This is a genomic window from Bradyrhizobium sp. NAS96.2, from assembly GCF_001908235.1.
GTDB lineage: Bacteria > Pseudomonadota > Alphaproteobacteria > Rhizobiales > Xanthobacteraceae > Bradyrhizobium.
In genome coordinates this window covers 1-10,129 of record NZ_LGHK01000101.1, presented here as the reverse complement: position 1 = coordinate 10,129, position 10,129 = coordinate 1, and the positions used below count along the sequence as shown (strand labels likewise).

The 10,129-nt window shown below is 64.6% G+C and carries 8 protein-coding genes; 1 reads left to right on the top strand and 7 read right to left on the bottom strand.

The genetic code is table 11. The features are described from left to right. Positions 1-184: 184 nt before the first annotated feature. The 6 genes from AC628_RS22775 to AC628_RS22750 form a co-directional block, all read right to left on the bottom strand. A complete protein-coding gene (locus tag AC628_RS22775) occupies positions 185-1,153 on the bottom strand; it encodes an ABC transporter ATP-binding protein (protein WP_074128967.1) in 969 nt (322 codons plus the stop codon). After that, entirely contained in the window at positions 1,150-2,130 is a 981-nt protein-coding gene (locus AC628_RS22770) for an ABC transporter ATP-binding protein (protein ID WP_143201753.1), read from the bottom strand. Before AC628_RS22770 ends, AC628_RS22775 begins: the two co-directional genes overlap by 4 nt. After that, complete coding sequence (locus tag AC628_RS22765) at positions 2,127-3,044, bottom strand: ABC transporter permease (RefSeq protein WP_074128965.1); 918 nt, start codon at positions 3,042-3,044, stop codon at positions 2,127-2,129. Before AC628_RS22765 ends, AC628_RS22770 begins: the two co-directional genes overlap by 4 nt. Beyond that, on the bottom strand, positions 3,010-3,966 hold the full coding sequence (locus AC628_RS22760) for an ABC transporter permease (RefSeq protein WP_050424772.1): 957 nt from the start codon (positions 3,964-3,966) through the stop codon (positions 3,010-3,012). Before AC628_RS22760 ends, AC628_RS22765 begins: the two co-directional genes overlap by 35 nt. A gap of 244 nt (positions 3,967-4,210) precedes the next feature. Then, positions 4,211-6,001 carry a peptide ABC transporter substrate-binding protein gene (locus AC628_RS22755; protein WP_074128964.1) on the bottom strand — a complete coding sequence of 597 codons (1,791 nt, stop codon included), beginning with the start codon at positions 5,999-6,001 and terminating at the stop codon, positions 4,211-4,213. A gap of 333 nt (positions 6,002-6,334) precedes the next feature. Next, the gene (locus AC628_RS22750; RefSeq protein ID WP_074128963.1) at positions 6,335-7,753 is read right to left on the bottom strand and encodes a M20 family metallopeptidase; all 1,419 of its coding nucleotides are present in this window, start codon (positions 7,751-7,753) and stop codon (positions 6,335-6,337) included. Between the two features lie 240 nt (positions 7,754-7,993). On the opposite strand from AC628_RS22750, the gene AC628_RS22745 reads away from it, so the two are divergent. Continuing rightward, complete coding sequence (locus tag AC628_RS22745) at positions 7,994-9,355, top strand: metallophosphoesterase family protein (RefSeq protein WP_074128962.1); 1,362 nt, start codon at positions 7,994-7,996, stop codon at positions 9,353-9,355. Positions 9,356-9,434: 79 nt separating this feature from the next. Here AC628_RS22745 and AC628_RS22740 read toward each other — a convergent pair whose 3' ends face one another. Next, positions 9,435-9,647: a hypothetical protein gene (locus tag AC628_RS22740; protein ID WP_074128961.1), complete on the bottom strand. Its 213-nt coding sequence runs from the start codon at positions 9,645-9,647 to the stop codon at positions 9,435-9,437. Positions 9,648-10,129: the final 482 nt, after the last annotated feature.

Here is a 10,129-nt window from a genome sequence, read left to right as displayed (position 1 = left end):
GTCCCGTCATCCCCGCGCAACGGCTTTGCCGTTGTCGCTGGAGGTGCGAGCGGAGCGAGCCTCGAAGGATGCACGGCCACCAGCGGGGCCGTCGACCCTTCGAGACGCGCTGCGCGCTCCTCAGGGTGACGGTGATAGGGCGGGCGTGGGCGCGCGTTAGCAGCTTGATCGCCGCAGAAGCACCCTACGCCAGATGGCACGCCACGAAGTGCCCGTTGCGTCCTTCCCGCAATTCCGGCGACGCTTGCCGGCAGCGCTCCTCGGCGATCGGGCATCTCGTGTGGAAGTGGCAGCCCTGCGGCGGATTCATCGGGCTCGGCACGTCGCCCTTCAGCCGGATGCGGTCGCGCTTCGCCTTGGGATCGGCCACCGGCACCGCCGAGAGCAGCGCCTTGGTGTAGGGATGCTGCGGGTTGCGATAGAGGTCGCTGGCCTTGGCGAGTTCGACGATGCGGCCGAGATACATCACGGCGACGCGGTCGGAGATGTGCTCGACCACGGAGAGATCGTGGGCCACGAACAAATAGGTGAGGTTCAGCTCGGCCTGCAGGTCCTCGAGCAGGTTGATGACCTGGGCCTGGATCGAGACGTCGAGCGCCGAGACCGGCTCGTCGCACACGATCAGCTTCGGCTCCAGGGTGAGCGCGCGGGCGATCGCGATGCGCTGGCGCTGGCCGCCGGAGAATTCATGCGGATAGCGCCGCATGTGCTCGGCCTTCAGCCCGACCTTGACCAGCAGGCTCGCGACGCGGTCCTCGCGCTCGCTGGCTGAGGTCACGAGGTTATGGATGATGAAGGGCTCGCCGAGGATCGCGCCGACTGTCATGCGCGGGTTGAGCGAGGCGAACGGGTCCTGGAACACGAGCTGCATGTTGCGACGCATGGCGCGCAGATCGCCGCTGCCCAAACCCGTCACGCTCTGGCCGTCGAACACGATTTCGCCCGAGGTCGGCTCGATCAGCCGCAGCACGCAGCGGCCGGTGGTCGACTTGCCGCAGCCGGATTCGCCGACCAGTCCCAGCGTCTCGCCGCGGTTGACCGCAAACGACACGCCGTCGACGGCATAGACCTGGCCGACCTCGCGCGACAGCAGGCCGCCGAGCACCGGAAAGTGCTTCTTCAGATTGGAAACTCGCAGCAGCGGCTCGCTCATGACGCGTCTCCGAGGTGGCAGGCCATGCGATGGCCGGGTGCGATCTCGCGCAGGCGCGGCTCCCGTTCGGTGCAGATGCTCATGGCGTGCTTGCAGCGCGGCGCAAACCGGCAGCCGGGCGGCGGGTTGATCAGGATCGGTACCGAGCCGCCGATCGCCTCCAGCCGCGTCTTGTGTTCGGCGTCGAGATCGATGCGCGGAATCGAGCGGATCAGGCCCTGGGTATAGGGATGGCGCGGATTGCCGAACAATTCGTCGACCGGCGCCTCTTCCACCACCTTGCCGGCATACATCACGACGACGCGCTGCGCTGTCTCGGCGACCACGCCCATGGCATGGGTGATCAGCATCACCGCCATGCCGAAGCGCTCCTTCATGTCCTGAAGCAGGTCGAGGATCTGCGCCTGGATGGTGACGTCGAGTGCGGTGGTCGGCTCGTCGGCAATGACAAGCTTCGGCCGGCATGCCAGCGCCATCGCGATCATCACGCGCTGGCGCATGCCGCCCGAGAACTGGTGCGGATAGTGATGTACGCGGCCCGCGGCATTGGGAATCTGCACCAGCTTCAGCATCTCGATGGTGCGCTCGAGCGCCTGCTTCTTGGTCACCGCCTCGTGGCGGCGCAGGCTCTCGGCGATCTGCTCGCCGATCGTCAGCACCGGATTGAGCGAGGTCATCGGCTCCTGGAAGATGAAGCCGATCTCCTTGGCTCTGATGTCGTCGAGCTGGTGGCTCGACAGCGGCACCAGATCGCGGCCCTCGAACATGATCTCGCCTGCGACGATCTTGCCCGGCGGCATCGCGATCAGCTTCAGGATCGACATCGCGGTGACGGTCTTGCCGCAGCCGGACTCACCGACCACGCACAGGGTCTCGCCGCGGTTGATCGAGATGTCGACGCCGTCGACCGCCTGCAGCACGCCTGCGTCGGTGGTGAAATGGGTTTTCAGGCCCTTGATGTCGAGCAGCGCCATCAGATCACCTTGCGCGCGTCGAGCGCATCGCGCAGCCCGTCGCCGATGAAGTTGATGGCGACCACCGCGATGAAGATCGCGCCGCCCGGGAATAGCGCCCAGTGCGGGCCGATGTCGAGAAAGTCCTTGGCGTCATACAGGATGCGGCCCCAGGTCGGGGTGTCAGGCGGGAAGCCGAGGCCGAGGAACGACAGCGTCGATTCGGCGATGATCGCAGCGGCAACGTCGATCGTGCCGGCGATGATCACCGGGCCCAGCGCATTGGGCAGGATGTGGCGCACCACCTGCCGCACCGGGCTTGCGCCGAGCGCGCGCGCCGCCTCGACGAATTCCTTCTCGCGCAGCGAGAGGAACTGGGCGCGCACCAGGCGGGCGACCGGCATCCAGCGCAGGCCGCCGATGACAAGCACGATCAGGATGAAGATGCCGCCCTCCGGGCCAAACACGGCCTTGAGCCCGTCGCGGAACAGATAGATGAGCATCAGGAGCAGCGGCAGTTGCGGCAGCGACAGGAACAGGTCGGTCAGCCACATCAGCCCATAGCCCAGCGCGCCGCGCGACATGCCGGCCAGCGCGCCGATCAGCGTGCCGACGAACACCGAGACCAGCATCGCGGCAAGGCCAACCGCAAGCGAGATGCGTCCGCCATAGATCATGCGGGCGAGCAGGTCCTGGCCGAGATCGTCGGTGCCGAACGGATGCGCCAGCGAGGGACCCTGCAGGCCCGCCACCACGTCGATGTCGCTGATCGAGACGCGCCAGATGAACGGGCCGATCACGACGGCCGCGATCAGCAGCAGCAGCAGCACGGCGCTGATCACCGCCGGCCTGTGCCGGCGGTAGCGCCGCCAGGTTTCGCGCCAGGGCGAATAGCCGCGCCGCTCAGCGGAAGGAGATGCGAGGGTCAAGCCAGCCATAGAGGACATCTGCGATCAGGTTGAACAGCACCACGAGACACGCGAAGACGAAGGTCACGGCCATTACGACCGGCGTATCATTGGCGAGGATGGAGGAAATCAGGAGTGAGCCGATGCCGGGAATCCGGAAGATCTGCTCGGTGACGATGGCGCCGCCGAACACGGCGGGCATCTGCAGCGCGATCAGCGTGACCACCGGGATCATCGCATTGCGCATCACATGCTTGACGATCACCTTGGCCTGTCCGAGGCCCTTGGCGCGTGCGGTGGTGACGTAGTCGAGCCGGATCACGTCGAGCATCGCCGAGCGTACGAAGCGGGTCATCGAGGCCGCCTGGAACAGGCCGAGCACCATCACCGGCATGATGGCCTGCCGGATCATCTCCAGCAGCCAGGGGATGCCGCTTCCCGGTACGCTGGTGTAGACGAAGGGCAGCCAGTCCAGCTTCACCGAAAACACCAGGATGAACAGGATGCCGGTGAAGAAGGTCGGCAGCGAGAAGCCGATGAAGGCGAAGGTGTTGGCGAGCTGGTCGAACAGCGAATAGGGCCGGGTGGCGGCATAGACGCCGACCGGGATCGCGATCAGGAGCGCCAGCAGCTGCGACGAACCGACCACGTAAAGCGTGGTCGGCAGCCGCTGCAGGATCAGGGTGTCGACATCGACCCGGCTGACGAACGAGAAGCCCCAGTCGCCGTGGACCATTGCCGCGAGCCAGTGCAGATAACGGAGATAGATCGGGTCATCGAGGCCGAACTTGGCGCGCAGCGCGGCCTGCACCTCGGGCGGCACGTTCGGATTGGTCGCGAGCTCGCTGAACGGATCGCCGGGCGCGAGCGCGAGCACGACGAACAGCACGAGCGAGATTCCGAGCAGGCTCGGGATCGCGATCATCAGACGGCGCAGGATATATTGACTCATCGAGAGATCATCTAACTAACGCTCGCACCTTGAGCACGTTGATCTTGCTTCCAATCGAAAGGCGAGCTTCACCTCGCCCGGCGTGCGGGGAGAGGTCGGAATTCAAGCACGGCCCGAATTCCGGGTGAGGGGATTTCTCAGGTGAACTCACCTTCCAACGCATTTGCGGATGGAGCCCCTCATCCCAAGCCTCTCCCCGTAAGAACGGGGAGAGGAAGGAGCACATCTCGAGCCCCCTCACGGCTCAAGTTTCACGATACCAGTCTTGCAGATTGTCGGTTTGGTTGGCCCAGCCGGAGAGCGCGGGCCGCAGCGTGTTGGAGGAGGCTTCCACCGCGAGCCGATGCATCACGGGGATCGTCACATTGTCCTGCCACATCAGGTCATTGCCCTTGATGTAGAGGTCCGCCCGCTTGATCGGATCGGTCTCGGTATCGGCGGCATCGACCGCGGCGTCATAATCCTTGTTGGCCCAGCGCGGGAAGTTCGGCCCCTGCCACTTGTTCTCCTTGGTGGCGATGTTGCGCGAGTGGTAGCGGCGCATGTGCAAAGCGGGATCGGGCTGCGTCATCGGGATCTGGAACATCTCGATGTCGGCATAGAAGTGGGCGTAGGTGTCGGGGTTGGCGACGTCGGAGGAGAAGAACACCGAGGCCACCACCGATTTCAGCTCGACATCGATGCCGGCCTTCTGGCAGGCCTGCTTGACGATGGCCTGGGTCTTCTGCCGCGGCCCGTTGATCGAGGTCTGATACAGAAGCTTCAGCTTCTTGCCGTCCTTCTCGCGGATGCCGTCGGAGCCCGGCTTCCAGCCGGCCTGCTCGAGCAGCGCGCTCGCCTTCTCGATCGAGAACTCCCATTTGGTGTTCTTGGAGACGAACTCCTCGGGGCCGTTGAGATAGTTGGCGGTGGTGCGGCCGGCGCGGCCGTAGATCGCTTTCTTGACGGAGTCGCGGTCGACCAGCAGCGCCAGCGCCTGACGTACCTTCGGATCGGACAGGATCGGATGCTTGGTCTTGATCGACGAGCGCTCGCCGTCGACCTCGGTGTTGGGGTCGGTGAAGTTGATCGCAATGAACTCGATGTCGCCGCCGACCGCGAACAGGGCCTTGCCCTTGCCGCCCTTTTCGAGCCGCAGCAGCACCTCGTCTTCGACCTGGATGTTCCAGGCGAAATCATATTCGCCGGTCTGGATCACCGCGCGTGCCGCCGAGACGGCATCGCCGCCACCCTTCATCTCGATCGTGTCGAAGGATGGACGGTTGGCCATGTGGTAGTCGGGGTTGATCTCGCCACGGATCAGATCGCCCGGCTTGAACTCGACGAACTTGTACGGGCCGGTGCCGACGGGCTTCAGATTGTTGGGCGCCTCGCGGGACTTGCCGCCCTTGTACTCCGCGAACAGATGCTTCGGGATGATGCAGCCATAGGCCCCGACAAAGGCATTGGCCCAGAACGGTGTCGGCTTCTTGAAAGTGATGCGGATCGTGAGATCGTCGATCTTTTCGACGGTCAGGCCGCTGTAGGTTTCAATCGAGACGGCCGCGGTCGCAGGGTCGCTGGCATATTCCCAGTTGAACACCAGATCGTCGGCCGTCATCGGCTTGCCGTCGTGCCATTTGACGCCCGGTTTGAGTTTCCAGATCACCGTCTTGGCGTCGGCCGAGAGCCCGCCATTCTGGATCGAGGGGATCTCGGCGGCGAGGATCGGGTTGAGATGACCGTCGACGTCCCAGCTTGCCAGCGGTTCATAGAAGATGCGCGAGCCGTCCTGATCCTTGGTGCCGGTGGCGAAATGCGGATTGAGCAAAGTCGGGCCCTGCCACCACAGCAGCTTGAGCGGGCCGCCGCCGCCGCGCCTGGTCGGCTTGTAGGGGTTGGGGCTCTGCGCCATCGCGACGCCGCCGATCGCCAGAATCTGGTTGGCCATCGGCGCGGTGAGGCCGACGGCAATCATTCGCTTGACGAAGGCGCGGCGGTCCATCCGTCCGTCCTTCACGTCGTCGATCATGCCTCGCAGATTATTGTCGAACATTGTCCCCTCGGTCCGGCTCACGTGTGTTTGCGGCGGGCTTTGGAACCGGCCACCGTTCTGGCGGCAGATGGCACACCGAATGAACGCGAAGGTCAACGCCTCCCGCCCTTCAGCGTCTAGGTCTTTTGGCTATCGCTTGTGCAGAACCTCCCCGTGGCGCACATCGGTTCAGCATATCGGCGCCAAAGCGCGCTGATGCGCGCCTCGCACTGCGGAAAATTTGTTCGTTATTCTTTGTTCCGAGATGCTTTTTTGCCACGCAACCATATTTTCGCGCGAAGCGGCTGCCGGCCTGCGCATCGAAGCGCAGGTCCGGCCCGCAGGATGCGGCGCTCAGGCGACCGACATGTCCAACGGCGGTGCAACATTCGCCGGCAGCGGACTGACATAGGGCGTTCGCGTGGTCCGCTTCTTGAGGTCGGCCTTGGCGGCCGCGATCAGCTCCGGCTCCATCAGCGCCCTGACGCCGAGGCCGGCCATCGCCTTGGCGGCCTGCACCATCGCCTTGTGCGCGGCCGGTGTCTTGCCCTGCGCCACAACCTGCCAGGTGTGGAACGGCGTGCCGATTGCAACCGTCGGTGCATGGACCTGCACCGTCGGCACCACCCAGCTGACGTCGCCGACATCGGTCGAGCCGATCAGCGGATTGCGCTTGGCGTCGATCGGCACCAGGAAATCGGCCAGCGGCCGGTCGGTCGGCTCCATGCCGATCGCGTAATAGACCGAGGCGATGTCCTTGTCGGTCAAGGTTGCGCGGATCTTGTCGGCGAAATCCTTGTCGGCATCGTCGAAATGCGGCGGGCCGAGGTCTTCCATGATCCGGTGCAGCGTCTGTTCCAGCGGGGTGTTGGGCAGGATGTTGGAGACCGCGGAGATGATCTTCATCTCGACCTTGGTCTCGGTCATCAGGGCTGCGCCCTGCGCGATCTTGTGCACGCGCTCGACTAACTCGTTCATGCCGGGCAGGTCGCGGGCGCGGATCGAGTAGCGCACCCGGGCATGGGCCTGCACCACGTTCGGCGCGATGCCGCCGGTGTCGAGCAGCGCGTAATGCACGCGGGCATCGCTCGGCATGTGCTCGCGCATGTAGTTGACGCCGACATTCATCAATTCCACCGCGTCGAGCGCGCTGCGGCCGAGATGCGGCGAGGCCGCCGCATGCGAGGTCCGCCCGGTGAAGATGAAGTCGGCCCGGGTGTTGGCGAGTGACGGCGTCACCGCCACCTCCCAGAAGCTGTGCGGATGCCAGGTGATGGCGATGTCGGCGTCCTCGAACGCGCCACAACGCACCATGAAGGCCTTGGCCGCGCCGCCTTCCTCGGCAGGACAGCCGTAATAGCGCACCCGGCCCGGTACCTTGTTGGCGGCGAGCCAGTCCTTCACCGCGGTCGCGGCAAGCAATGCGGAGGAACCGAGCAGATTGTGGCCGCAGCCATGGCCGTGGCCGCCGGTCTCGACCGGACGATGCTCGGCGACGCCGGCCTCCTGGCTGAGGCTGGGCAGGGCGTCATATTCGCCGAGGAAGGCGATGACAGGGCCGCCTTCACCCCATTCGCCCATCACGGCGGTTGGAATGTCGGCGAGGTTCTCGGTGATGCGGAAACCCTGGTGGCGCAGTTCGGCCAGATGTTCGGCGGAGGAGCGTGCCTCGGTGTAGCAGACCTCGGGCATTGCCCAGACCCGGTCGCTCAATTCGATGAAACGCGGCTTGATCGCGTCGACGCCGCGCCAAACATCACTACGGTTGTCCATTTGCTCCGATCCTCGAGTAAGGCAATCTGAAGCGCAAAACGCTAGCAGCTTGCGGCAGCGCCGCCTAGCGCCTGCCGGCAGACCAGCTTTTCCGAAAGTCACGTCTTGGTGTGCAGAAACCCCCGTCGTCGGATCGAACCACTTCGAGAGCCCCGATCCACGACCTCGCATGCCGATGGCCGCCTTGAGCGATCAGCCCGCGTTCCTCTATGATGTGGCTCGTGAGGACGTGGTCCGACCATGCATGATGCAATTCCGTCTCTGTTGCCGAGAAATTCGGGCCACCAGTTCGTGATCTATGCTGACGCCTGCTCCGGCGTTCCCGGCGCGCTGCACGAGCGGACCTTCGCGTCAGTGAATGATGTGGTCCGCCGGCTGCATCCTGCGCCCGAATTCATTCTCTTCCCGGGGGACGAGATCATCGGCCTCACCGCCGATGCGGAGGCGTTGCGCGCGCAATGGCGGCATTGGCTTGATACCGAAATGGGCTGGCTCGACCGCCGTGCGGTGCCGCTGTGGCACACGACCGGCAACCACACCACCTATGACGAGACGAGCGAGGCGGTGTTTCGCGAGGTGCTGAAGCTGCCGCGCAACGGTCCGCCCGGTCAGGAAGGCCTGTCCTATTCGGTCCGCCGCGACGACCTGCTGCTGGTGTTCGTGCACACGCTGTGGAGCGGGCTCGGCGGCGAGGGGCACGTCGAGACCGATTGGCTGCAAGGGATCCTCGAACAGCACAAGGACGCGAGATACAAACTGGTGCTGGGTCATCATCCGGTCTACCCGATCAATGGCTTCAGCGGCAGCTATCAGCGCGAGATCGGCCACGAATACAGCGCGCGCTTCTGGGATATCCTGGTCCGGGCCGGCGTGACGGCCTATGTCTGCAGCCACATCCTCGCATTCGACGTCCAGGTCCATCGCGGCGTGCTGCAGATCTGCACGGCGGGTGCGGGCACCGCGCACCGGATGCCTGAAGGTGTCGAGTATCTGCATTGCGTGCAGGCCGCGCTTGATCAGCACGGTCTCCGCTATCAGGTGCTCGACACCGAAGGCGCCATCCGCGAGCAGCTCGCATGGCCGCTGCCATCTTTCGAGCAGGCGGCGTGGTCGCCGTTGCCGCGCGGCATCAGCCCTGCGCCATTGTCCGGGACGTCGGAGCCGGCGACGGTCGTTGCCCTGAGATTGTCAGGCCGGACCGCCGCCGGAGTAGCGGCGCCGCAAACGCTGCTCTGCACGCCTGTGCCTGACATGATCGCACCGCTCTGGCTCGGCCTGCGCGGGCCGAACCAGACGCTCACGCTGATCCTCGGGCGTGAGCAGGGGCGCAGTCCGCACTACTGGGTCGGTCCGGATCTCGGCGATGAGCGGGATTTCGACCTCGAGATCGCCTTCTATCCGGACATGGGACCCGGCGGCGTGCTGTGGCGACGCCGCGGTGACATCAGTTGGACGTCGTTCGCGGCGATATCGGCGACGGGGCTCGAGCGGTTGTCGTGGTCCGCGCTCTGGAGCGTCGGCTGCGGACAGCATGGACCGGACGACCGGCGCTATGCCGGACCGCGGCTCGACATCGCTGCGACCGTTCTCGCGGTGTCATGATGCTTTGAGCCAGAGGCCAAGCCCTTAGTCCAAGTCCTTAGTCCAAGCCTTGGGCCAGGTCGGCGGCGAAGCGGATGGCCTAGTCAGGCTTCTTCGGCTTGCCCCGTTCCACACCTTTCAATTCGCGATCGATCAGCGTGCAGACCCGGCGCTGCGCCAGCAGGTCGAGCCGCGCGCGCGTGGTGCCGCGCTTGATCTTGCCGTTGATTTCGAATGACCAGCTCCAGAGGTCGGGTTCGATGTTGGTGAGCGTGTATTGAATGTCCCGGTGACGATCGATCAGCTTCTTCATGCCGTTTCTTCTTGTTGGCTGAAGCTTGCATAGCGAGATCGAGAAGGCGTCTATATCCGGACGACTACCTACGCATTTGGTCTAGACGTCCGCGTGGCGGAATTTTCGCAATCAGGGCGGCGAAACGAAGTGCAAAGCTCGGACAAATCATGTCGCGAGGATGCGAAGTTGTATCCCCACTCTCAGTCGTCATCGCCCGGCTCGACCGGGCGATCCAGTACGCCGCGGCCCATCGGTTCAATAACGGCTGTCTCTGGAATACTGGATCACCCGGTCAAGCCGGGTGATGACACCGCGTGTTTGGCGTCTTGAATCGAGAACCATCCTCGGTGTCGTCCCTGCGAAAGCACTAGGGCATGCACACATCTCTGAGGCTCCATCCTTGGGCGACGGCGTGGAAGTGTTCGAGGCCGGTTTTGAAGGTGATGGGGCCTGGCGGCTTGGACGATGGGTAGCCGTCCCAGCCGCCGAGGCGACCGATG

Excerpts from the sequence above, each read along its gene's own strand:
- AC628_RS22775 (WP_074128967.1), bottom strand. The coding sequence starts at position 1,153 with ATGAGCGAGCCGCTGCTGCGAGTTTCCAATCTGAAGAAGCACTTTCCG.
- AC628_RS22765 (WP_074128965.1), bottom strand. The coding sequence starts at position 3,044 with ATGGCTGGCTTGACCCTCGCATCTCCTTCCGCTGAGCGGCGCGGCTAT.
- AC628_RS22760 (WP_050424772.1), bottom strand. The coding sequence starts at position 3,966 with ATGAGTCAATATATCCTGCGCCGTCTGATGATCGCGATCCCGAGCCTG.
- AC628_RS22755 (WP_074128964.1), bottom strand. The coding sequence starts at position 6,001 with ATGTTCGACAATAATCTGCGAGGCATGATCGACGACGTGAAGGACGGA.
- AC628_RS22750 (WP_074128963.1), bottom strand. The coding sequence starts at position 7,753 with ATGGACAACCGTAGTGATGTTTGGCGCGGCGTCGACGCGATCAAGCCG.
- AC628_RS22745 (WP_074128962.1), top strand. The coding sequence starts at position 7,994 with ATGCATGATGCAATTCCGTCTCTGTTGCCGAGAAATTCGGGCCACCAG.
- AC628_RS22740 (WP_074128961.1), bottom strand. The coding sequence starts at position 9,647 with ATGAAGAAGCTGATCGATCGTCACCGGGACATTCAATACACGCTCACC.